28 protein-coding genes and 1 other annotated feature are annotated in these 21,777 nt (G+C 25.2%); of the genes, 5 read left to right on the forward strand and 23 right to left on the reverse strand.

The genetic code is table 11. From position 1 onward, the window contains the following. Nucleotides 1-381, forward strand: coding sequence for a DUF4363 family protein (locus tag EIH23_RS11080; RefSeq protein ID WP_122640360.1), 381 nt, complete (start codon nucleotides 1-3; stop codon nucleotides 379-381). Nucleotides 382-592: 211 nt separating this feature from the next. Here EIH23_RS11080 and EIH23_RS17220 read toward each other — a convergent pair whose 3' ends face one another. From EIH23_RS17220 to larE, 11 genes are all read right to left on the reverse strand, one after another. Then, entirely contained in the window at nucleotides 593-688 is a 96-nt protein-coding gene (locus EIH23_RS17220) for a hypothetical protein (protein WP_334298825.1), read from the reverse strand. Continuing rightward, a complete protein-coding gene (locus EIH23_RS17125; protein ID WP_334294990.1) occupies nucleotides 678-842 on the reverse strand; it encodes a hypothetical protein in 165 nt (54 codons plus the stop codon). The genes EIH23_RS17220 and EIH23_RS17125 overlap by 11 nt, the downstream gene beginning before the upstream one ends. A 21-nt stretch (nucleotides 843-863) precedes the next feature. Next, nucleotides 864-1,072, reverse strand: a binding site (T-box leader). Between the two features lie 73 nt (nucleotides 1,073-1,145). Then, nucleotides 1,146-1,883, reverse strand: a complete 738-nt coding sequence (truA, locus tag EIH23_RS11090) for a tRNA pseudouridine(38-40) synthase TruA (RefSeq protein ID WP_122640361.1) — start codon at nucleotides 1,881-1,883, stop codon at nucleotides 1,146-1,148. Nucleotides 1,884-1,908: 25 nt separating this feature from the next. Next, a complete protein-coding gene (locus EIH23_RS11095; RefSeq protein ID WP_330566242.1) occupies nucleotides 1,909-2,922 on the reverse strand; it encodes a HAMP domain-containing sensor histidine kinase in 1,014 nt (337 codons plus the stop codon). A gap of 197 nt (nucleotides 2,923-3,119) precedes the next feature. Continuing rightward, nucleotides 3,120-3,332 carry a hypothetical protein gene (locus EIH23_RS17225; RefSeq protein WP_330566243.1) on the reverse strand — a complete coding sequence of 71 codons (213 nt, stop codon included), beginning with the start codon at nucleotides 3,330-3,332 and terminating at the stop codon, nucleotides 3,120-3,122. A 2-nt stretch (nucleotides 3,333-3,334) separates the two neighbouring features. Continuing rightward, nucleotides 3,335-4,033, reverse strand: coding sequence for a cell wall metabolism DNA-binding response regulator WalR (walR, locus tag EIH23_RS11100; RefSeq protein ID WP_164489057.1), 699 nt, complete (start codon nucleotides 4,031-4,033; stop codon nucleotides 3,335-3,337). Nucleotides 4,034-4,049: 16 nt separating this feature from the next. Further along, nucleotides 4,050-5,453 (reverse strand): hypothetical protein, encoded by a 1,404-nt coding sequence (locus tag EIH23_RS11105; protein WP_122640363.1) that lies wholly within the window; start codon nucleotides 5,451-5,453, stop codon nucleotides 4,050-4,052. A 17-nt stretch (nucleotides 5,454-5,470) separates the two neighbouring features. Beyond that, nucleotides 5,471-6,094, reverse strand: coding sequence for an HDIG domain-containing metalloprotein (locus EIH23_RS11110; RefSeq protein ID WP_243113399.1), 624 nt, complete (start codon nucleotides 6,092-6,094; stop codon nucleotides 5,471-5,473). A gap of 154 nt (nucleotides 6,095-6,248) precedes the next feature. Then, entirely contained in the window at nucleotides 6,249-6,986 is a 738-nt protein-coding gene (locus EIH23_RS11115; RefSeq protein ID WP_122640365.1) for a hypothetical protein, read from the reverse strand. A 73-nt stretch (nucleotides 6,987-7,059) separates the two neighbouring features. Beyond that, the gene (locus EIH23_RS11120) at nucleotides 7,060-8,208 is read right to left on the reverse strand and encodes a THUMP domain-containing class I SAM-dependent RNA methyltransferase (RefSeq protein WP_122640366.1); all 1,149 of its coding nucleotides are present in this window, start codon (nucleotides 8,206-8,208) and stop codon (nucleotides 7,060-7,062) included. Between the two features lie 15 nt (nucleotides 8,209-8,223). Then, the gene (gene larE / locus EIH23_RS11125; protein ID WP_122640367.1) at nucleotides 8,224-9,024 is read right to left on the reverse strand and encodes an ATP-dependent sacrificial sulfur transferase LarE; all 801 of its coding nucleotides are present in this window, start codon (nucleotides 9,022-9,024) and stop codon (nucleotides 8,224-8,226) included. 208 nt (nucleotides 9,025-9,232) lie between these two features. Between larE and EIH23_RS11130 the strand changes: the two genes are divergently transcribed. Next, the gene (locus EIH23_RS11130) at nucleotides 9,233-9,463 is read left to right on the forward strand and encodes a hypothetical protein (protein ID WP_122640368.1); all 231 of its coding nucleotides are present in this window, start codon (nucleotides 9,233-9,235) and stop codon (nucleotides 9,461-9,463) included. A gap of 88 nt (nucleotides 9,464-9,551) precedes the next feature. On the opposite strand, the gene EIH23_RS11135 is transcribed toward EIH23_RS11130, so the two are convergent. From EIH23_RS11135 to EIH23_RS11165, 8 genes are all read right to left on the reverse strand, one after another. Continuing rightward, nucleotides 9,552-10,202, reverse strand: coding sequence for an ABC-2 transporter permease (locus EIH23_RS11135; RefSeq protein WP_122640369.1), 651 nt, complete (start codon nucleotides 10,200-10,202; stop codon nucleotides 9,552-9,554). Continuing rightward, nucleotides 10,186-10,605, reverse strand: coding sequence for a hypothetical protein (locus EIH23_RS16960; protein ID WP_442970295.1), 420 nt, complete (start codon nucleotides 10,603-10,605; stop codon nucleotides 10,186-10,188). Before EIH23_RS16960 ends, EIH23_RS11135 begins: the two co-directional genes overlap by 17 nt. A 69-nt stretch (nucleotides 10,606-10,674) precedes the next feature. Next, a complete protein-coding gene (locus EIH23_RS16965; protein WP_330566245.1) occupies nucleotides 10,675-11,058 on the reverse strand; it encodes an ATP-binding cassette domain-containing protein in 384 nt (127 codons plus the stop codon). Nucleotide 11,059: 1 nt separating this feature from the next. After that, nucleotides 11,060-11,434 carry a GntR family transcriptional regulator gene (locus EIH23_RS11145; RefSeq protein WP_122640370.1) on the reverse strand — a complete coding sequence of 125 codons (375 nt, stop codon included), beginning with the start codon at nucleotides 11,432-11,434 and terminating at the stop codon, nucleotides 11,060-11,062. Nucleotides 11,435-11,599: 165 nt separating this feature from the next. Continuing rightward, on the reverse strand, nucleotides 11,600-13,153 hold the full coding sequence (locus tag EIH23_RS11150) for a lipopolysaccharide biosynthesis protein (RefSeq protein ID WP_122640371.1): 1,554 nt from the start codon (nucleotides 13,151-13,153) through the stop codon (nucleotides 11,600-11,602). A 196-nt stretch (nucleotides 13,154-13,349) separates the two neighbouring features. Then, on the reverse strand, nucleotides 13,350-13,946 hold the full coding sequence (locus tag EIH23_RS11155) for a hypothetical protein (protein ID WP_122640372.1): 597 nt from the start codon (nucleotides 13,944-13,946) through the stop codon (nucleotides 13,350-13,352). Between the two features lie 2 nt (nucleotides 13,947-13,948). After that, the gene (locus EIH23_RS11160; RefSeq protein ID WP_122640373.1) at nucleotides 13,949-14,623 is read right to left on the reverse strand and encodes a hypothetical protein; all 675 of its coding nucleotides are present in this window, start codon (nucleotides 14,621-14,623) and stop codon (nucleotides 13,949-13,951) included. 73 nt (nucleotides 14,624-14,696) lie between these two features. Further along, nucleotides 14,697-15,368, reverse strand: a complete 672-nt coding sequence (locus EIH23_RS11165) for a PspA/IM30 family protein (protein ID WP_122640374.1) — start codon at nucleotides 15,366-15,368, stop codon at nucleotides 14,697-14,699. Nucleotides 15,369-15,586: 218 nt separating this feature from the next. On the opposite strand from EIH23_RS11165, the gene EIH23_RS11170 reads away from it, so the two are divergent. Further along, a complete protein-coding gene (locus EIH23_RS11170; protein ID WP_330566247.1) occupies nucleotides 15,587-16,000 on the forward strand; it encodes a 2'-5' RNA ligase family protein in 414 nt (137 codons plus the stop codon). A gap of 206 nt (nucleotides 16,001-16,206) precedes the next feature. On the opposite strand, the gene EIH23_RS11175 is transcribed toward EIH23_RS11170, so the two are convergent. From EIH23_RS11175 to EIH23_RS11190, 4 genes are all read right to left on the reverse strand, one after another. After that, nucleotides 16,207-16,683, reverse strand: a complete 477-nt coding sequence (locus EIH23_RS11175) for a DUF2975 domain-containing protein (protein WP_122640375.1) — start codon at nucleotides 16,681-16,683, stop codon at nucleotides 16,207-16,209. A 409-nt stretch (nucleotides 16,684-17,092) separates the two neighbouring features. Then, a complete protein-coding gene (locus tag EIH23_RS11180) occupies nucleotides 17,093-18,730 on the reverse strand; it encodes a Na/Pi cotransporter family protein (protein WP_122640376.1) in 1,638 nt (545 codons plus the stop codon). A 239-nt stretch (nucleotides 18,731-18,969) separates the two neighbouring features. Further along, nucleotides 18,970-20,160 (reverse strand): ATP-grasp domain-containing protein, encoded by a 1,191-nt coding sequence (locus EIH23_RS11185; RefSeq protein ID WP_122640377.1) that lies wholly within the window; start codon nucleotides 20,158-20,160, stop codon nucleotides 18,970-18,972. A 13-nt stretch (nucleotides 20,161-20,173) separates the two neighbouring features. Continuing rightward, nucleotides 20,174-20,929 (reverse strand): esterase family protein, encoded by a 756-nt coding sequence (locus EIH23_RS11190; RefSeq protein WP_122640378.1) that lies wholly within the window; start codon nucleotides 20,927-20,929, stop codon nucleotides 20,174-20,176. A 197-nt stretch (nucleotides 20,930-21,126) separates the two neighbouring features. Here EIH23_RS11190 and EIH23_RS11195 point away from each other — a divergent pair, with 197 nt between their 5' ends. After that, entirely contained in the window at nucleotides 21,127-21,552 is a 426-nt protein-coding gene (locus EIH23_RS11195) for a methyltransferase (RefSeq protein WP_330566248.1), read from the forward strand. A 23-nt stretch (nucleotides 21,553-21,575) separates the two neighbouring features. Then, nucleotides 21,576-21,740 carry a hypothetical protein gene (locus EIH23_RS16970; RefSeq protein ID WP_330566249.1) on the forward strand — a complete coding sequence of 55 codons (165 nt, stop codon included), beginning with the start codon at nucleotides 21,576-21,578 and terminating at the stop codon, nucleotides 21,738-21,740. Nucleotides 21,741-21,777: the final 37 nt, after the last annotated feature.

A 21,777-nucleotide genomic window follows, 5' to 3' on the forward strand; every position in this document is an offset into this window, starting at 1 on the left:
ATGAGATCTTTAATTTGTGTTTTAATTTGGACAATTTGTTTTGTATCCTTTGGTACATATACCAATAATGAAGTTAACCAATTTACAAATAAATATGAAGAAAATATTTCTGTAATAGAATCATTAATAGAAAATGATAATTGGAATGAAGCCAAAGAGGAGTTAACTTCTTTTTCTAAAAACTATCATAATGAAAAAGACATTTGGTATAAATTATTAGACCATACTTATTTTGATGATATTTGCTTGTATATGAATATATTAGATAAATCTATATTAGATCAAAATAAAGTTAAATCATTTGAAGAGATAGAAAAAATAAAAATAACATTAAATAATATATTAGAAAGTGGGGCATTTGATCTTAACCATATATTCTAATATATAAATAGGAGATGATATTTAATTCATCTCCTTTCTTTTGATTAATCGTCTATTATTATATTTTTTTATTTCATAGCATCTATTTTTAATGGTAATGTGAATAAATTTATAAATCCATCTGCATCTTTATGATCATAAAGCTCACTTTCTCCAAAAGATGAAATATCTTTATCATAAAGTGATAATTTTGCAAATATACCCGCTGGCTTTATATCTCAAGTATATTATGTGCTTCATATAAAATAGTTCCACCTGGTGTTTCATATATTCCTCTAGATTTCATAACTACCAATCTATTTTCCAATATATCTATAACCCCCGATTCCATGTTTAGATCCTACTTTATCTAAAGTATAAATTAACTCAACAGGACTTAGTTCTTCTTCATTTACTTTTTTAGGTATACCTTTTTCAAAATATATATCTATATATTCACTTTTATCACATTTAAAGTTAATAAAAAACTATTAGTTAAATAACTAAGAGGCGAATTTACGCGGTACCACTCTAATTAATAAGTTAAACTTATCCACTCTTTCTCTTAAGGCCAGATATTCCTACTAATTTACTAACTAATTCAAATAGTATCCTCCAAAGCTCTTTTCACATATACCCTTTTATTAGGCTTCCACCATCCCTAACTCTCTATAAATTAAATATAAGCTACTTTCTTTTTCATAGAATTTAATATATAAACTTTTATATGATTCAATAGTAAAACACATTAAATTCTATGTCAATTTTATAAATTACTTTATATATTAATACTTGACTTTATATAAAAATAATCCTTTTGAAGGAGCTGTATCTGAAGCAAAAGCTCTATTTTTTATATCTAACATTTCTTTAATATCTTGTGGTGTTTTTCTTTTTAATCCAACATCTATTAGCGCACCAGATATAATCCTTACCATATTATATAAGAATCCATTTCCTTCTATATAAATTTCTATTAATCTATTATTTTCTTGTATTTCTATAGAGTAAATCTCTCTTACATTACTTTTCTTTTTAGATTTTGAAGAAGCAAAACTAGTAAAGTCATGTTCACCTATTAAGAATTTACTTGCTTCTTTCATTAAATTTAAATCAAGCTCTTTATCTACATGGTAGGAATATTTTCTGTTAAATGTATTATGAAATTTATTATTATCTATTCTATATAAATACACTTTAGATTTTGCATTATATCTGGAGTGGAATCTTTCTCCAACTTCTTCTATATTTCTTATAACTATATCTTCCGGTAAATACTCATATAAATATTTTTGTATTTTTTCAATAGAGTCTGTTATATTTGTTTTAAAATTTACAACTTGTCCGTATGAATGAACTCCCATATCAGTTCTTCCAGAACCTATTATTTCAATTTCTTCATTGGCCATCTTAGAAAGTACTGATTCAATTTTCCCTTGTATAGTCATGTCATTATCTTTTAATCTTTGGAATCCTTTATATCTAGATCCATCATACTCTACTATCATTTTTATATTTCTCATATTAATCCTCTTTTATCTCAATCTATTAAATAGATTCAAGTATTTTATTTTTTAAAGTAAATGTAATTGTAGTACCTACGTCCTTTTTACTTTCTATATTTATCTTTCCACCATGAAGCTTTACTATCTCATTACTTATAGCTAATCCTAATCCACTTCCAGATTTATGGAAATCCTCTTGGAAAAACTTTTCTAAAACTTTTTCTAGATTTTCTTCTTTTATTCCAGATCCAGTATCCTTAACTTTTATAGTTGTAAATTCTTCATTTTGTGATACTATTATCTCTATATATCCATCCGGAGGTGTGAATTTAATTGCATTTTGAACTAAATTTATTAAAACTTGTCTTAGCCTATTCTTATCACCTTGAATATTTATAATTTCTTGAACTTCAAAACTTGCACTTAAGTTTATATTATTTTCTATAGCTTTAACTTTTAATTGATTTACTACACCTTTTGTTAAAGCCTCTATATCAACCATATCTATTTGTAACCTTATTCGATCTGATGATAATCGAGAAAAATCTAATAATTCTTCTACCAGTTTTATAAGTCTTTCTGTTTCATCTTGAATTATTCCAAGACCTAAGTCTAGCTCATCCTTACTTATATTTTCATATCCTAGCGTTTCACTCCATCCCTTTATAGATGTAAGTGGTGTTCTTAACTCATGAGATATAGAAGATATAAATTCTTCTTTAAGTCTTCTTGTTTTATCTATTTCACCAGCCATATGCTCAAAAGTTTGTGCCAAATCACCAATTTCGTCATTTCTAATTTTATTATTTTTTAACTTAATATTATAATTTCCATGAGCAAGTTCATTTGCAAATTCTTTTAATTCTCTAAGGGGTTGAGTTAAACTTTCGGCAAATCTAAGGCTTATTGATATTGTTATTAACAATATAAAAATTCCAGCTAAAATAAGCCCTAACGCTATTTTAAATATAGTTGTATCTATGGCATTTAATGAAACTGTAAATCTTGCAACACCTTCTATAACATTGTTAACTTTTAAGGGTACTGATACACTCATTAAATGCTCGTTAGTCTCAGGTATTCTATATGTATATGGAGTTAATGTACTAGCATCAGCTAAAGCTCTATTTACATCATCATAATTAACCTTTTATTAGTCTTTATTCCATATTGATCTATTATCATTATTTTATTTTTATCTATTATTTGAACAGCAAATTTAGAATTAGTCTTCATGTTCCTTTTCAATATTTATTATTTTATTTCAAAACTACTAGACTCATTTGATATACTTGAATAAGTTTCTCTTGTAAATGTTGAATAACTAGTTAATGATTGTTTTACAGAGTCGTAATAATAGTTTTGTATATTAAAAATAAATAACCCTTCGAATAAGACTATAGTTATAATAATTATAGTAAAGTAGTATTTAATTATTCTTCTTCTAAGCCCCTCAAAATGTAACACTACTATTCTTCCTTTCTAAAACTATATCCATATCCCCAAACAGTTTGTATATATTTAGGTTTTGATGGATCATCTTCTATTTTATTTCTAATCCTTCTTATATTTACATCTACTATCTTAAAATCATATAAATAGTTACTACCCCAAACCTCATTTAATATTTGATCTCTACTTAATGATTGACTGCCATTTGTCATTAAATACTTAACAATTGAAAACTCTGTTGGTGTAAGTTCTATTTCAACATTATTTTTATATAACTTTCTTTTATCTATATCAAGTCTAAATGGATTAGATATTATTTCATTTGTTTTTAATTTCGTTTCATCTTTTTTAATTCTTCTAAGTAATGCTGATACTCTTACTAATAATTCTTTTATACTAAATGGTTTAATTATATAATCATCAGCACCAGATATAAATCCTTCTATTTTATCTTCTTCTTGTGATTTTGCAGTTAACATTATAACCCCAACCTGATCAAAGTTCTGTCTTATAAATTTACAAATTTCTATACCACTCATATCTGGCAGCATTACATCTAAAAGTGCTATAGATATATCCTCTTCTTTCGATAACTTTTCAATAGCCTCATTTCCAGTTCCAGCCTCTATAACTTCATATCCTTCTCTTTTTAAATTTATACTCACAAAGCTTCTTATTCCTATCTCATCTTCTAATATTAGTATTTTCTCCTTCATAAAAGTCCTCCCATTATTATTCATATATTAAAGAAAAATAACCTTTAAGTATATCTATAGTAATATCTAATTTTTCCAATTCATCCTTATCATCTATTACCAATCCGAAACTATACTTTTCAGTCTCTTTAAGTGCTCCTGATGGTTGAGTTACCAAGTTTACATTTTTACTTTCATCAACTATAGCTTTACTTGATACAATTATTGTAAATAGATTTTTAGGATTACTATCTAAATTGTCATAATAATAAAACTTAAATAATGTATTATCGCTGCTATATTGCTGTTCTATATAAATTTTATTTGCTAAGTTATTTGGTATAAGAAGTTTATAATTATATTCGTAATTATAATATACTTGAATGGTAAATAATAATCTAGAGTTTTCACCACTTTTACCGTTCCATCTATACCAACTTATATTTGCCGATGACTTTGATGTATAAGTATTCTCATTTAAACTACCATTTAATATAGGTATATCTATAACCTTATCATTATTAACATCTTCTACTGGTATATAATAGGATTTCATTAGATTTTTATCATCATCGCTAAATGCTTTCTTCAAACTTTTATTATCAAAATATAATATTTGTGTAAAATAGCTACTATCTTTTATAACTGGTATATCTAACACAATACCTTTTATAGTTGAGCCCTTTACTTGTGATGATACGGTTCCAAGTGTTATATATAATTCACTTACATTCTTTACATTATCAAACTTTACATAATCTAATAAATCTAAACACTTATCAATATTATTAAAATTAGCAACACTTGCATACATTTGACTATTTTTACTATCGTAATTTATCATAAGTATATCTAATATATCATCATCATTTATATATCCGATTTCAATTTTCATATCAATTAAATTTGCTCTATTTTTAATCCACGTAGGAGCCATTTTTAAATCATGCTGAATTTTCCCATTTTCAAATTTATATATATATAACTGGGTTTTAGATGTATCCTTTATAGCTAGTATAATCTCTTTATTTCCATCATTGTCTAAATCATAAAAATTTGCATATTCTATAGATTCTCCAGGTTGTGATATCTTTGCTTTTTCCTCATATTGATTGTTTGAGCACTGATTCAAAACTAAAAATCCTATTTCATACTCATTAGTATTTAAATTTTTGTTTTTTTCAAATGCAATTATCTCATCTATACCATCATTATCTAAATCTACTCTATTTATCTTCCCCACATCTTGTGAGTTAGAAGGAAGTACTAATGAAGAACCATTTACTATCATTTTACTTACATTTTCATATAGTTCTTTATTTTCTTCATTATAAATTGGTTTATCTTTTATTAATTCTTCTGGTGATTTATTTACTGATGTACATCCAGTCATAGAAATCATTAAAATACCTATTAGTATCGTGTTCTTCAATAACTTCATTAAATTCCTCCTACTCTCTACTTTAAGGCCTTATTGCAATACTTTTTAAAAGCATCTATTTTTTTATACTCCATATCTATTATATCTTTTGTTATTTTACCTCTTCCAAGTCTATCACATAAAGACAAAAGCGCAACATCTCTATAATCACATTCTTTTAACATTTTACTAGGTTCAAAAAATGGTAAGCTTTTATCAAAATACAATGGTTGCATATGGTATCTAACTAATTTACTTACACTCTTTTTAATATAATCACTAGCCCCTAGTTTTTCTAAAATATCATAAGAAATATCTTCTCCTTCTATATCATGATTGTAAGATGTTATTCTTCCTTTTCTTATTTTAGTTGTAGTTAATTTTCCAATATCATGCAAAAATGCTGACCACATAAATACTTCTTTATTATTTGATAAATCTCTATTCTTAGCAGCTTCATCAATAACTAATAACACGTGATTAAGTACATTTCCTTCTGGATGATATTTTTTATTTTGATCTATTTTAGCTAGGTTCTTAATTAAGTCTAATGGTTTTTTATCAAATTCACCTTTATCTATTAATTCCCTTATTTCATTAGATGGTTTTTCATTGTTAATTAAAATTTCATTAAGATTATAATACATATTTTTTTGTGTCATATAAATCATCCTTTCCTTATATTATCATAAAATCTGTCTAATGTATTCCTTATTTTATTTATTATGATTTACCTAATTGTAAAAAAATAAAAGCTTAGTAATTTAACTAAGCTCTTATTTTTATTTTAACACTATATAAATAATTTATTTGTAATTATTTTTTAGGAAAAGATTCTTTTGACCAAACAATATTTTCAATTTTATCAGATTTAGGCTCTATTTCTTTAGACTCTTGAATCTTGTCGACAGTATCAACAGTATAATCATCTATACCTCTAAAATTCATATTATCATTTTTTTCTACTTCTTCAATTATCTCTTTGTTATCATTTTCATCATTTTGCTTAATTTCTACTGACTCTTCTTTACTACTTGATTTCTTAACTCTTTTTTTATGTGAGTGATTATGTGAATGATGATGTTTTGAATTACCATTATCATTACTTCCTAATACATCATCTTTAGTTTCTTCTTTAGATTGTTTGTGAGATTCGTGCTTTGCATGAGGTCTTTTAGAATGTTTTTTTACATTACTTTTTTTATTTCCTTGAGATACTTGATTTAATTCTTCTTGAGGAGCGCTTTTTGATTTTTTATTTGCTACATCATTATTACTTTCTTCTACATCCTTAGATTTGTGATTTTTTTTATTTGAAGATTTATTATGATTTTTCTTTTTACCTAAATTTAATCCAAATGAACTTCCTTTTTTAGTTCTAGGCTTTTCTTCTTCTAATCCAAATTCTTCCTTGTTATCATCTGGAACTAAGTCATTCAGTATAACTTCATTATAACTTTCTTCATAATTTTGTTTTTGTGTATTCTTATCATTTTGGTTTGAGTGTTTTTTCCTACCACTTCTTTTATTATTATTATTTTTCATTTTAAGCAAATTTTACACCCCCTTAAAACTCTTTATAATATCTATATTCTTTTAAGGGGGAAATTATTTTTATTATTTTTAATTATTCATTATTTCTTGGAGGTCTTGGACCTATATACTGATATAAATTCGTCTTAAGCATACCATTATAAAGCTTTCTCTTCTTATCTGCATCCTTACCAAACTCTTTTTCAAAATCTTCAAAAGATGTTATTAAATAATAAGACCAGTTCTTTAATTTTCTAAAAGTATAACCTAATTCTTTATAAAGCATTTTAACAGTATCAGTATCTTCTAATCTTTCTCCATAAGGTGGATTACTTATTATAAATCCATATTCTTCATCACTTTTAAAATCAATTGCATTGCCTACATTAAATTCAATATAATCTTCCACTCCTGCAAGTTCTGCATTTTCACGAGCTATTTTTATTGCTTCTTCATCTATATCATAACCATATATTTTAAAAGGATTACTTTCATCTATTTTATCATATGCTTCTTTTCTTACATCCCACCATATTTTCTTATCCATAGTTCTCCATTTTTCAGAAATAAACTCTCTATTTAATCCTGGAGCCATATTTATTCCTTTCATAGCAGCTTCTATTAAAATAGTACCAGAACCACACATAGGATCAACTAAAGTTCTTCCTGGCTTCCATGGAGTAAGATACATTATAGCTGCTGCTAATGTTTCCCTTATTGGAGCTTTATTAGCCTTTTCCCTATAGCCTCTTTTATGAAGTGCATCTCCTGTTGTATCTATAGAAAGTATAACTTTATCCTTGTGTATAAATACATATATCGGATACTTTTCTTTATCTTCTTTTAAAAGACCATCTTCTAAATAACTCTTCTTTAAACTTTCAACAATTGCCTTTTTTACTATAGATTGTATATGTGGTGTTGAATGTAACTTAGATTTTATTGATGATGCTTTACTTATTGGGATTTGTGCACCATAAGGTATATACTTAGCCCAATTTATTCTCTTTGTTCCTTCAAATAATTCATCAAAAGTTCTAGCTTCAAATTCAGCTACTTTTAAATGTACTCTTTCAGCACATCTTAGCCACATATTAGCTTTTGCTATACCGTATTCATCAGTTTTATATGTAACTCTACCATCTTCTGTTTTTATAATTTCAAATCCTAAATTTGTTATTTCTCTTGCAAGCATTTTTTCTACGCCAAAGAAACAAGGTGACATCAATGTATACGTCTTCATTTTTTCCTCCTATTTTTATGTGAGATTAGTACTGCCCATTTTATAACCGCCCATATCTAATGTCACATATTTAAATCCAAATTCTTTAAGTTTATTATTTGTTTTATCTAATATATCATTACTGAAAAACTTATATAATTCATTTTTTCCAACTTCAATTCTTGCTATATCTTCATGAAGTCTTACTCTAAATTGATCAAATCCAATACTCATTAAGTATTCTTCACTTTTTTCTATCATTCTAAGCTTTTCATTAGTAATTTTTGTACCACATGGAATTCTAGTTGCAAGGCAAGCAAATGCAGGCTTATTAAATGTTTTCAAATTCATTTCCTTTGACAGTGTTCTTATATCATCTTTCGTTAATCCACATTCCTTTAATGGACTAACTACACTTAATTCTTCTATCGCTTTAAGTCCTGGTCTATAATCACCTAAATCGTCTAAATTGGTTCCATCAACTATGTGTTTAGTATTATTTTCATTTGCTATCTCTTTTACCTTGCTAAATACTGTTTTTTTACAGTAGTAGCATCTTTTAGGTCCATTTTCTATAAACTCTTTAATATCAAAATCATCTATCTTAACTACAACATGCTTTACATTAAATGTTTTTGCATATTCTATAGACTCCGCTATTTCTCTATTTGAATGCATCATTGCATGTAAAGTTACTGCAATTACATTTGCTCCTAAAGTATCACTTGCTACTTTTAGTAAAAAATTACTATCTACACCACCAGAGTAAGCAACAGCTACGCTTCCCAATTCCTTAAGCATGTTTCTTAACTTATCTAATTTTTTATTTAATTCCATATTATCCCCCCCATACTTATAGTACATTAATTATATAAAATATAAGTATATAAATCAAACTAAATTATTATAAAATTCATCTTTTCATAATAATTTAGTTTGATTTATAACATTAATTTTTCAAAATTATACTAGACAATTTGATAATTTAATTAAATTATTGTAGTATATATGATATATTTACAAATGGTATAGGGGTGAATAGACTATGAAAATAAATTACAACACATTGAATAATTTAGTTAAACATAATAATGGTATGAAGTTAGTATTTAGAGAAAATTCAAATATTTTAGATGTGTATATAAATAATAAAATATGTTTAACTTTAGAATTAGAAAATAATGATTTAGAATACAATAGTAAACTAATTTATAATTCTATAATAAGTTTAAAAAATGTTACATTATATATTCCTAAAATTTATATAAAAGACTAAATATTAGTTTATAGTTTGATATATAAATATTCCATATATGATATAATCTTTATTCTATCATATATGGAATATTTTAAATTTTACTTAATTATATAATCTCTTTATCCTTATATATTTTTTTAGATAATATATATGAAATTATAAGTATTATTAAGTTCATTAATATGCAAATTTTTCCTAACCCTATATTACTTAAACTAATTATTAGATTGGCAAATTCTTCATTTTTTAATAATGAACTTATTGCAAATGATGGTACAAATAGCATTATCATCATTATAATTGTAATTATGCTTCTACCTTTAATAAGACCAAATTTTAATACTAATGGTATTAATATTGATATTAAAATAATCGAAGATGTAATTCCCATAATTATAAGTGTTTTAAACTCTAAAATATTATCTGATTCAGGAGAGTATTTTTTTGCTATAAGGTAACATATTGAAAAAACTATACCTGCCATTAATATTATACTTAAAGAAAATATATATCTTGATGCTACATATTCCTTTTTAGTTATAGGCAATGATGCTACTAAGTAATCTATACCTGCATGTTCTTCATAAGCTATAACCTGATAACAGACTTGATATACTATAATACCAATTAATACATTTAAAAACATTGTATTTACTATAGATACACATATAAATATAATCATTGATAGTAAAATTAAGCTTTTAACAGAATTAAGATTAGAATAATTCATTCTCACTAAATTAATTGTTCTTTTCACTTTTATTCCCCCTTGTATAATAAGTTAATATATCTTCTAAATTTATATTGTCATATACTACTTCTTCACCAAATAAATCATATGCTTCTTTTCTATTAAAAACTAAACCTTCAAATCCAAAACTATTTTTTAATACAGACACAAATACATTTTTAGTATCATCACTTAATAATTCATTCTTACCTCTAACTATACAATGATTTTCTAATATTACATCCTTTTCTCCTTGAAGTATAATTTTACCGTTGTATATAAATATTAAATAATCAGCAACTTTATCTAAATCTGAAGTTATATGAGTAGAATAAAAAACACTTGAGTTATCTTCTTCTATTCGCTCTTGAATTATCTCTAGTAATTCATTTCTAACTAAAGGATCTAAATTTGCAGTTGGCTCATCCATTATAATTATCTTGGGATGATGAGATAACATTATGGCTAGTTCAAATTGCTTTTGTTGCCCCTTTGAAAGTTAATTATAAACTTTATTTTCATTTAACTTAAATTGATTTATATATTTTTTATATAAATTCTCATCCCAACTATTATAAAATCTAGATATATATTTTTTTATAGTAGATATTTTTGATTCCTTTAAATAACCACTTATATCACCTACATATCCTATTATCTCTTTTGTATATACTTCTTCTAAATTATGTTTTTTGCCAAATATTTCGATGCTTCCACTGTCTTCATTTAACATACCCATAATTAATTTTATAGTAGTAGTTTTTCCTGATCCATTAGGACCTATAAAACCAGTTATAAATCCCTTTTTTATCTCTATATTATCTATATCTAATTTAAAATTATCAAATCTTTTACTTAAATTATTTATTTTAATTGCACTCATACTATACCTCCTCATATAAACTCTTAAATACCTCTATTCCCTCTTCTAATGTCATTCCAACAGACTTGGCTTGCCTTATTATCTCATCTAGCTTACTCTCAATTTCAAACATAGCAACTTCCTTAAGTCTTTCTTTGTTTTGACTTGCTACAAAACTACCTTTTCCTGTTACAGTCTCTAAATATCCTTCTTTCTCTAATTCTTCATAAGCTCTTTTAACGGTTATAATACTTACCTTTAATTCTTTTGCTAATGTTCTTATTGACGGTAGTCCATACCCTGATTTTAATGTTCCATTAAGTATCTGTGTTTTTATTTGAACTTGTATTTGTTCATACAGTGGAACTGCTGATGAGTTACTTATATTTACATTCAAATTATCATTCCCTTCCAAATTATGTAATTGTATATATCCGTATCTATTTCATATATACAATTATATACAGTTATATACAGTTTAGCAAGACTAATATTAATTTATTTTTTATATAAAAATAAGAGTATAAGCAAAATCGCTTATACTCTTAAGATAATTAAACTTCTATTTACGCTTTTTAACCTTTTTACTTATGCTCTCTATTAATGTTATTAGAATTCTTAACAAGTATTTCATTTCTTTAGTTTTTATAAAGAATGCCATAATAATTATGTTTGGTACAATTAGACAAATAATTAGTTTTAATAAGAGAGTTATAAATGGTGTAAAGTTAATTAAGTTACATAATAAATATGTTGGTAATCCTGCAATAATTAAAACTACAATATATTTTATATATTTAAAGAAATATCTTTTACATCCTTTTTTAAATCCAATTCTGTAAACTATATATGGATCATACCATGTATTAGTACATATTCTAGCTATAGCTGTTGATAATAATATTCCAAATAATCCTATAGTTTTTCCTAATATAACCGATAGAATTAGGTTTATTGCAGCTGTTAGCAATAATAAGTATCTCCCTTTTTGAAATATACCTAGCGTATTTTTATATGTCCATACTGCATTTTGCATACCAACCATATAAAAGTTAATAGCTAGCATTATAGATATTGATTCATCTAATTGATATTGTGGTCCTATCCAAACGTGTATAACATCATTTATTAATAAAATTATACAAATAGCAGAAAAGCCAAATAACCAGAAATTGCAGAAGTTTACAATTTCAAACATCTGCTCTTTTTTCTTTCTACTTTCTTTTGCATTAAGGTTGCCTATACTAGCGGTTATACCTGTAAATAATTGTTGTAATACCCTATTGATAGCATTAACTAACATTGTGTAGTTAGATAGTAAACCTACTATTGATAAACCAGAAACATATGTAATTATAATATTATCTGTATTAGTAACTAATACACTACCTAACTTTACAAGTACTAACGCTCTTACATCTGCAATAAGATTCTTCCTTACCTTTTTACTTATATGTAAGTTTTTATTATCTCTTAGATATGGATACATCTTATCTGCAACTATTGTTATAATTATATTTTGAAGTATTGCACAAATAGATTGCACTATTAAGTACGCTATAAAGTTTTTAGTTATAAATAATACTATTATCTGTATTAATGTTTGTAAAAAATAAACACCGTATGTAATTAGTGTAGATATATAATTTTTTTGATCTGCAATTATCAACGAACTCTTATACGATGCAAAATATGTTATGGATGTATTAAATAAATAAATTAAATATATTACATAAATACTTTCTTGTATATTTGGTGCACTACCTATCATACTATCTAAGAATGGAATTAGTCCTAACCCAAGTATAAATATTACAATCCCAATTGATGAGTATGCTTTTTTATAAAAATTCATTAATTTAGATATCTCTATTTTATTATCCTCTGCTAGTGGTTTATATAAAGCATAAACTATCGCTGTTCCTATTCCTAAATCTGCTAAAGATAGCATAGTTAGAATATTAGTAAATAGTCCATTCACTCCTAAGTATTCAGATGATAAACACTTTATAAATATACTTCTATTAATAAAACCTGCTAAAATAAAAATAAACTGTCCTACAAATCCTGTTAGTATATTTCTAACTGAGTTAAAAGTTCTTGAATTCTTTTTCATTTCTTACTCCTACTAAAATGTCTTATCCTATATAATTTTGATACTTATAAATAATATCAATAATTTCTATTATTATCAAGGATTTAAAAATAAGATTAATATTCCTATTATTTACCATTTATATTTTTTATTTAAATATTTTAATAAAATTAGTGTATTTTAGTTATTATATATCTAAAATACACTATTTGATACTTTAATCACGCCTACTTCTAATCATATCTATTATTATATAAATTACAATTATAACAGTTACAGCAATGACTATATTTACTATCCAAGAACTTATATGGCTACGATATCCAAAGTAGCCAAATGGGTTAAAGTATCCGCCAAAAAATGTTCCTCTAGAAGAGCTGCTTCCCCCTGAATAACCACCACCAGAGTTGTAATCTTGTGTTCCTTTTGAATTATTTTCTCCTGAACTATTATTAGGTTTTGTTGAGAAGCTTCCCGAGTCAGGTTTTATTGTAGTTGAATCACCACTTGAATTACTACTTTCATTGGGCTTCGTTGAAAAGCTGCCAGAATCAGGTTTTATAGTTGTACTATTATTACTGGTCCCTGAATTAAAATTTCCCGAGCTAGGTAGTTTGCTATTAGTTTTAGTTGTATATTTTTTTTTGCTATAACTGCTTTTTTTTCTTTGTGAAGAGGCACTTATATTATAAGAATTTATATCATTATAATCATCTGCAAAACTAATAACACTTTTAATAGAGAATTCAATGGATACAAATAATATTGTGAAAATAATTAAGAAACTAGTTAGCTTTTTTTTATTATTTTTCATATTTACACTCTTAACCCCATTTCTATAAACTTGTTGTTTATTCTGACTAACTCATATTGAGTGTCATCAGTTATAACAGAGTCATATCTTTCTTCTCCTTTAAACTTAGAATATTTTAAAATATGTTGATTATCATAATCTTTACTATCAATTAAGTATACATATCTTGTGTAATTTCCTTCTTCATCTTTTTCTATTAGGTATCCTTTTACATAAAAAATAATTTTTTCATTTCCATTATATAATGTAATTGTATCATTACAATTAGTTAAAATAGAATTTACTTTATTACATTCCACTACATATTCATTTTCTCTACAATTAAAACATTGATACATTTCACATTTACTAACACAATTTTTGCATTTACAATTACTACACTTATCTAATTTTTTTAAATTCATATTTTTTTCATCAGTAAGATATTTGTCTATTTGTAGGTCATAATATTCTTTTTTATTAAATAACTTTGACAATATATTCTTTTTAGATTTACTCTCCTTTTCTAGTTTATCTAAAAAATTCATATAATCTTTTAAAATGTCTACTTTACTTAAAAAACTTCTTTTTTTCAGTTCATCCTTATCAAGCATTTGTTTTAAATCATCTGATGCGAATACTAAATCCGTATAAATTTTATTATATTTATTTTTTTCTTCTTCAATTCTTATGCTCATACAAAGCCCCCTCAAACATCTTGTTTTAAGTAAAGGTAGACAAAATTAACTGTCTACCTTTACTTAGATAATATTATTTTTCTATTTCTCTTTTTATTCTTTCTAGTTCTTCATTTATTTTTGAATCAATAACTGGAGAATTATTTATATAATCATCTAACATAGAGTATTCATCCTTAGGTTTTAAGTCTTCTAAAGCTTTTCCGTAGCTTTCTTTTTGAGAAACTTTCTTTTCAATCTCTTCTAAGTTAATTCCATGATTATCGTTAAGACCAGCTAATGTTTCATTTATTTCATTACTTATTTCTGCAACATCTAATCTTGTAGCCAACTCTTGCTTTTTAGATTTCATTTTAGATATTTCTATTTCTAATTCTTGTATTCTATTTTTTATAATTTGAATTTTTTCATCTTGATCTTTTATTCTAGAATCAGTTTGAACAATTTTTTCTTCTATATCTATTTTTTGTTTTACAAAAGTTTGAGCTTTTTCAGTATCATCCTTTAAAATAGCTGCTTTTGTTGCTTCTTCATATTTAGCAGCTTTTTGTTCTAAATCATTTTTTTCTTTCCTTATATCGTCTACTGTTGCTATAAAATTAGCACATTGTTTTTTGGCATCTACTAGTAATTTTTCTTTTTTGCTTATTGATAACTCTAATAATTCTATAGGATCTTCATGCTTTTCCAAAGCTTTATTTGCTTTTGCACTTACTACATTTTTTAATCTTTTAAAGAAACTCATTTTAATCTCTCCATTTCATTCTATAAAATTAAATAAAAAAATACTTAGGTTAAATTACTTTTTATCTAATTTTTCCTTTTATATTATTATATACTATCATAGTTTTTTTTTATTTAAAATATATTAAAATAGTTAATATTAATATATTTATGATAATCTGTATATATTAATATTAACTAATAATTATAATTTTATAATTATTTAAGGAGGTGATTATATTGAGATATGTTATTGTAAGTGTTGTTAAAGGAGATGGTGGAAAATTTAATAATGAATTAAGAAAGGATATTTTTGAAAATTTAAGTGTTAAGTCCTCAAAATTACCTGCTCATTTCACTATTAAATCGCCTTTCGAATGTGAGGATATAAGTATCTTAGATAAAGAATTAACTGAATTTACTAACTTACATAGTGTTTCAAATTATAAATTAAATGGATATGATAGCTTTGATAATAGAGTTATATTTATGAAAGTTATTATGAGTAATAAGGGTAAAAAAATACATGATGACCTTATTGATACTTTATCATCGATTCCTTATATTAAATTTGATGAAAAAGATGGAAAAAATAAAATTTTTCATGTTACCGTAAGTAGTAAAAAAATTAAAAATAGATTTAATGAACTATGAACTATGTTAATCAGTTTCCATGTGATTTTGATTGTACTTTGATAATATATCTATTTATAAATGGTCTAATAATATATAGGTATTATATAAAGAATATTTATTTAAAATTAGTTTTTATATTTCTTTTTATTTTATATATAATTTACTAGGAACTTTTATAATATATACTACTTTTAATTATTGTAGTATATATTATAAAAGTTCATTTACATTATCAAATTGTTATTATCTTTTTCTTTTACTATCTTACTAAAAACTTCTGAAATCATAAAACAAACCATTGATGATACAAAGCAAATCACCATAGTTGTATTCATAAATCCTTTACTTAAATTTAAATATAGCAGTGTAGATATACTTAATACAGATTTATCTCCTATAATAAGTTCAATTATTGCATTTAATATAAGACAGTATCCCATTAATTTAAAACTTTTAACACTTTCATATGTGAATGGATCATTATCTAAGTATGTTATTATGTATAATATCTTTTTTATTATCATAAAAAAATTAAATAAATAAATCATTGTAAAACTCATACTTATCATTATGTTAAAATTAAAATTATGATAAAGATTATACACTGTCGCAAATGGAGTAATAGTTAATCCTATAACTAAAATAGCTAGTGAAACATATAAAAATGCTATTAAAATAGTTCTCGAAACATCATACTTCATAACATACCTCCTAAAATAATTTATATAGCTTATTGTAAATTTCTACCTCTTATTATGCAATCAGTTATATAAATATATTCTAAAATTTAATCTATCATAATAAAATTCAAGAAAAATACCCTGATATTAATCAGGGATTGGCATAAAATAAAAATAAGAGTATGTAAATAAAACATCCTTATTGATGATTGCTTTATAAATAAATTATTTAACTTTATAATTCACATTATAACATATATTTCGTGTTTAACAATGCTTTATCCAAATTTTATTTATTTTTCATAATTTAAATTCTATTATATCTATAAAAACGAACATTATATAAAATCCAAAATAAATGCACTAATAAATTATATAAATAAAAAAATACTATACCTTAAAAGGTATAGTATTTTTTTATTTATATAATTTACACACTAACTGATTCATTTACATCTTTATTCGATGTTATTACTTGTGTAGCTATATTTACAGAATGATCAGATACTCTTTCTAAATTGCTTATTATATCTAAATATATAACACCTGCATCTATACTACAAGATCCTTCATTTAATCTCTTCATATGGCTTCTTCTATAAGATATTTCCATTGCATCAACTTGTTCTTCCATTTTTATAACCTTGCAAGCCAAGTTTACATCTGCCTTTTCTAAAGCTTCTAATGCACACTTATAAGTGCTCACTACTTTATTAAACATTTCTAATAATTCTTCGCTACCTTCTTTAGACATACTTAAATTGTTATTCATTACAGTTTCTGCTAATTCAGCTATATTTTCTGCATGATCTCCAACTCTTTCTATATCATTTATTGTATTGAATAATTTATCTATTCCTTCAATAGAATCATGGCTTATATTACTCTTAGATAATTTTAACAAATAATCTAATATAATTTTTTGTAATTCATTTATTTTCTTTTCTTCTTCAAAAACTGATTTAACTTTTGTTTCTGATTTTTCTAATAAACCACTCATTGCATTTTCTAAAGAATCTTTTGCTTTATTTCCCATTCTTAAGGTTTCTTTAACTGTATTAGATAATGCAATTGATGGAGTTGTTATCATTCTATCGTCTATAAATCTAACTACTTTAGTATCTTCATTTTCATCTTCTCTTTCTGGTACAAGCTTCATAGTAAGTTTCACTATTAACTTAGAGAATGGTAGTAATAATAATACATTTATTACATTAAATAATGTATGTGAGTTTGCTATTTGTCTACTTACATCAGTAGGATCTAAATGAGTAACTAACATTGTTATTGGTTTAGTTAATATTATCATAAATACAAGTGTTCCTATTATATTAAATACTAAGTGCATAGTTGCAGCTCTTCTTGCATTTTTGCTAGCACCTATACTTGAAATTAAAGATGTAACACAAGTACCTATGTTCTCACCATATAATATTGGTAGTGCTGATGATAATGGTATTAATCCTTGAGAAGAAAGTGCAAGTAACATCCCCATTGAAGCACTTGAACTTTGAACTATTGCCGTTATACCAAATCCTAATAATATACCTAATATTGGTTGATGTCCAAATGCTACTAAAGCATCTGTAAATCCTTTAAACTCTGATAAAGGCTTAACTGCAGCTTTCATAAAATCCATACCTGTAAATAATATACCAAATCCAATTAATATTTCAGCTATATGTTTAGTTTTTGAACTTTTAGCAAATAAGTAAAGTACTATACCTATACCTAATGCTATTGGTGCCATACCTACTAAATCAAGCGATACTAATTGAGCTGTAATAGTTGTTCCTATATTAGCCCCCATTATTACACCTATTGCTTGAGGCAATGTCATTATTCCCGCATTAACAAAACCTACTACCATTACTGTAGTTGCACTACTACTTTGTATAATTGCTGTAACTAATGCTCCAACTAGAACTCCCATTATTACATTGCTAGTTAAAAGCTCTATTATTCTTTTTAATTTAGCTCCTGCTGACTTTTGAAGTCCATCTCCCATAAGGTTCATACCATATAAGAACAGACCAAGACCACCCATTAAATTGATTATGATTTCCACTTTATTTCCTCCTAAAAATTTCTAACTATGTACATTATGTATGTATTTCAATATTTAGTACTTTTTTATTTTAACAAGAAATAAAGTTTTTGTTGTTAAGACAATGTTAAGTTATTCAAATTCAAGTTAATATAATGTTAACTATTTGTTAAAACAGTGTTAAGTAAGTTATTTTTAATATTTTATATTCATATTTATTAAATTTAGTTTAAATATATTGTTAAATTTTATAGATATTTTTACTTATGCTCTAATATAAATTTAGTAATATCCATTATTCCTTCCTTAGACTTTGCTTTAAATAAAAATACATGATTTCCCATAGCTGCTGATAAAACTTCTGGTACTTCTACATCATATGTAATTTCTTCTTTATATTTATGTTTAATATCATCATTCTTGTATTTATAATTGACTCCATTTCTTCTGCTTGCATATCCTACTAAACATTTTCTTTTAACATCAGTAAATATTTTATCGTATATTAACATATCTGCCCATATACTATATGTATCTACATCATAAGCCATATTTATCATATCAGGCATATATGCCCCTGGTGCTCTCATATTAACTTCTAATCCTACTATATCTCCTTTTTTCCCTAGACCCTCTTTATCTTCGTCTAATCTAAAAAATTCAAAATGAAAAAATCTACTTCTTGTATCAAATGCTTTTACTACTTTATCACCAATCCATTCTATATCCATACCATTTAAATCTTGAGAGTAGAATGCAGATTCACTATCTTCATTCACTGCGTCCATGATAGAACTTAACATTACATGGTTTGATGCAATTAAAATATTCTTATTTGAGTCTGTAATACCATCAAATGTTTCTACATGTCCATTTATAAATTCTTCAATAATATAGGTTATATTATTATTTTTAGTTTCAAAGAAAAATCCTAATTCTTCATCATTTCTCAATTTATATGTATTAGATGCTCCTACTCCGTTATCTGGCTTAACAACGACAGGGTAACCTACTATATTAGTAAAGTTAATAGCACTATTATAATCTGTAATAAATTCATATCTAGCTACTGGTATACCACAAGACTTATAGACTTCTTTCATTTTTGATTTATATTTCATTGGATCCATATATTCAATTTTTGTTCCAGTACTTACATCAAACTTACTTCTAAGAGCAGCCTCCGTTTCTAGCCAGTATTCATTTTGAGACTCAATCCAATCTATTTTTCCATATTTATTTATAAAAAACAAACAAGCTTCACTTACTTCATCAAAATTTTCTAAACTATTTACTTTATAGTACTCAGTTAAAGAATTTATAGTATCCATAGATAAATCATTATAGCTTGTATCTCCTATGCCTAATACATTTACTCCTCTTTCCTTTAACCTATTACAAAAATTGTAAAAGTATAACGGAAAATTAGGAGATATAAATATAACGTTCATAACTAGTTCCCCCCTAAACTATTTTTCTTACAAAATATGAAAATTGTTTTCTCCACCAATCCCAATCATGGTTAACATCATGTCCCCACACATCTACAATGGCAGGTATGTCTTTATATTCAAACAGCTCTTTTATTTTATATATACTTCTAAGCATCTCATCTTCCCAGGCACCTTGACCACAGCAAAGTATTATTTTATTTTTTCTATACATATCTACATAAGGATGATCATAGCTCATTCCTTGTATATACTTAATTGGTGCATTTTTATAAACCAAGTCATCACAATAGTTTCCAAAAAATATATCAGAATCATAATATCCACTTAACGCTATCATTCCTTTGAAAATATCTGGTCTTCTAAACATAAAATTAGCCGCATGTGTTCCACCCATAGAACAACCAGTTGTTATTATTCCATCAGTATAATTATTTCCGTTTCCATAGTAGTTTATTTCGAATATTCTTGGAACTAACTCCTCTACAATGTAATTAAACCATTGTTCATGTAGCTGTATTCGTTTATAGCATTCTTTACCCTCTGCTGACCAAGTTTCCCCATCTATACTATCACAGCAAAATAGTTGTATTATCCCATTGTCTATTAAGTCCATTACATTATCCATCATTTTAAAGCCTTCAAAATCAAAATATCTACCATTTTGTGCTGGAAAAACTAAAAAAGGTTGACCAGAATGACCATATACACTAAATTCCATATGCCTATTAAGATATTTACTATACTCTTTAAAATACTCTTTTTTCATACCCCTTCCTCCTTTATATATTCAGTATTCAAAACACAAATTCCTTATATTTATATATGGTATCATATTGTTAAAATTCTTACAGACTATTTTCTAAGTTTTAAATACAAATTTCGCCTTGTTACTTTCTATAACAAGATTTAAAATATATAAGTGAGAAAATTAAAATTAATACAGATATATGGAAGGAATAATACATGAAAGATATAGATTATGAAAATTTATTCAATATAAATACATTTGGAGAAGAACATTGGACAGATAAATTTACTCATTATCATCCTTATCAAGCAACATCTTATTCTGCATTAAATACACTATTTAAAACTTATAAGGTTAATGAAAATGACTATGTAGTTGATTTTGGATGTGGTAAGGGCAGACTTATATTTTATATAAACTATTTTTTCAAAGCTAATTGTTACGGAGTTGAAATGAATAAAGATTTTTATAGGGCTTGCATAAAAAATAAATCTAATTATTTAAATAAAAATAAGAAATACGAAGATAAAATAGAATTTGTAAATGCTTTTGCTCAAAATTATAGTATAGGTCTAAATGACAATAAATTTTATTTCTTTAATCCATTCTCTATTCAAATTTTTTATAAAAGTAATAGATAATACTAGATTCTTTAGAGAAAAATATGAGACCTGTTGAAATAATTCTATACTATCCATCAGATGATTATATTTATTATTTAGAAAATAATACTCCATTTATAATAAAGAATGAGATTATTTTAGATGATTTATATAAAAAAGATAACAACGAAAGATTTTTAATATATAAATTATCTTATTTAGAATAAAAAAGTATATACCTTAACAAAGGTATATACTTTTTGT

The organism is Romboutsia sp. Marseille-P6047 (assembly GCF_900604535.1).
Taxonomy (GTDB): Bacteria; Bacillota; Clostridia; order Peptostreptococcales; family Peptostreptococcaceae; genus Romboutsia_E.

What these genes read in the sequence shown, in the direction of transcription:
- EIH23_RS11155 (WP_122640372.1), bottom strand. Translation starts at nt 13,946, where the DNA reads ATGAAAAATAATAAAAAAAAGCTAACTAGTTTCTTAATTATTTTCACA.
- EIH23_RS11160 (WP_122640373.1), bottom strand. Translation starts at nt 14,623, where the DNA reads ATGAGCATAAGAATTGAAGAAGAAAAAAATAAATATAATAAAATTTAT.
- EIH23_RS16965 (WP_330566245.1), bottom strand. Translation starts at nt 11,058, where the DNA reads ATGAGTGCAATTAAAATAAATAATTTAAGTAAAAGATTTGATAATTTT.
- EIH23_RS11080 (WP_122640360.1), top strand. Translation starts at nt 1, where the DNA reads ATGAGATCTTTAATTTGTGTTTTAATTTGGACAATTTGTTTTGTATCC.
- EIH23_RS11185 (WP_122640377.1), bottom strand. Translation starts at nt 20,160, where the DNA reads ATGAACGTTATATTTATATCTCCTAATTTTCCGTTATACTTTTACAAT.
- EIH23_RS11110 (WP_243113399.1), bottom strand. Translation starts at nt 6,094, where the DNA reads ATGACACAAAAAAATATGTATTATAATCTTAATGAAATTTTAATTAAC.
- EIH23_RS11175 (WP_122640375.1), bottom strand. Translation starts at nt 16,683, where the DNA reads ATGAAGTATGATGTTTCGAGAACTATTTTAATAGCATTTTTATATGTT.
- EIH23_RS16970 (WP_330566249.1), top strand. Translation starts at nt 21,576, where the DNA reads ATGAGACCTGTTGAAATAATTCTATACTATCCATCAGATGATTATATT.
- EIH23_RS11195 (WP_330566248.1), top strand. Translation starts at nt 21,127, where the DNA reads ATGAAAGATATAGATTATGAAAATTTATTCAATATAAATACATTTGGA.
- EIH23_RS11120 (WP_122640366.1), bottom strand. Translation starts at nt 8,208, where the DNA reads ATGAAGACGTATACATTGATGTCACCTTGTTTCTTTGGCGTAGAAAAA.
- truA (WP_122640361.1), bottom strand. Translation starts at nt 1,883, where the DNA reads ATGAGAAATATAAAAATGATAGTAGAGTATGATGGATCTAGATATAAA.
- larE (WP_122640367.1), bottom strand. Translation starts at nt 9,024, where the DNA reads ATGGAATTAAATAAAAAATTAGATAAGTTAAGAAACATGCTTAAGGAA.
- EIH23_RS11095 (WP_330566242.1), bottom strand. Translation starts at nt 2,922, where the DNA reads ATGAGTGTATCAGTACCCTTAAAAGTTAACAATGTTATAGAAGGTGTT.
- EIH23_RS11105 (WP_122640363.1), bottom strand. Translation starts at nt 5,453, where the DNA reads ATGAAGTTATTGAAGAACACGATACTAATAGGTATTTTAATGATTTCT.
- EIH23_RS16960 (WP_442970295.1), bottom strand. Translation starts at nt 10,605, where the DNA reads ATGGATGAGCCAACTGCAAATTTAGATCCTTTAGTTAGAAATGAATTA.
- walR (WP_164489057.1), bottom strand. Translation starts at nt 4,033, where the DNA reads ATGAAGGAGAAAATACTAATATTAGAAGATGAGATAGGAATAAGAAGC.
- EIH23_RS11165 (WP_122640374.1), bottom strand. Translation starts at nt 15,368, where the DNA reads ATGAGTTTCTTTAAAAGATTAAAAAATGTAGTAAGTGCAAAAGCAAAT.
- EIH23_RS11190 (WP_122640378.1), bottom strand. Translation starts at nt 20,929, where the DNA reads ATGAAAAAAGAGTATTTTAAAGAGTATAGTAAATATCTTAATAGGCAT.
- EIH23_RS11150 (WP_122640371.1), bottom strand. Translation starts at nt 13,153, where the DNA reads ATGAAAAAGAATTCAAGAACTTTTAACTCAGTTAGAAATATACTAACA.
- EIH23_RS11130 (WP_122640368.1), top strand. Translation starts at nt 9,233, where the DNA reads ATGAAAATAAATTACAACACATTGAATAATTTAGTTAAACATAATAAT.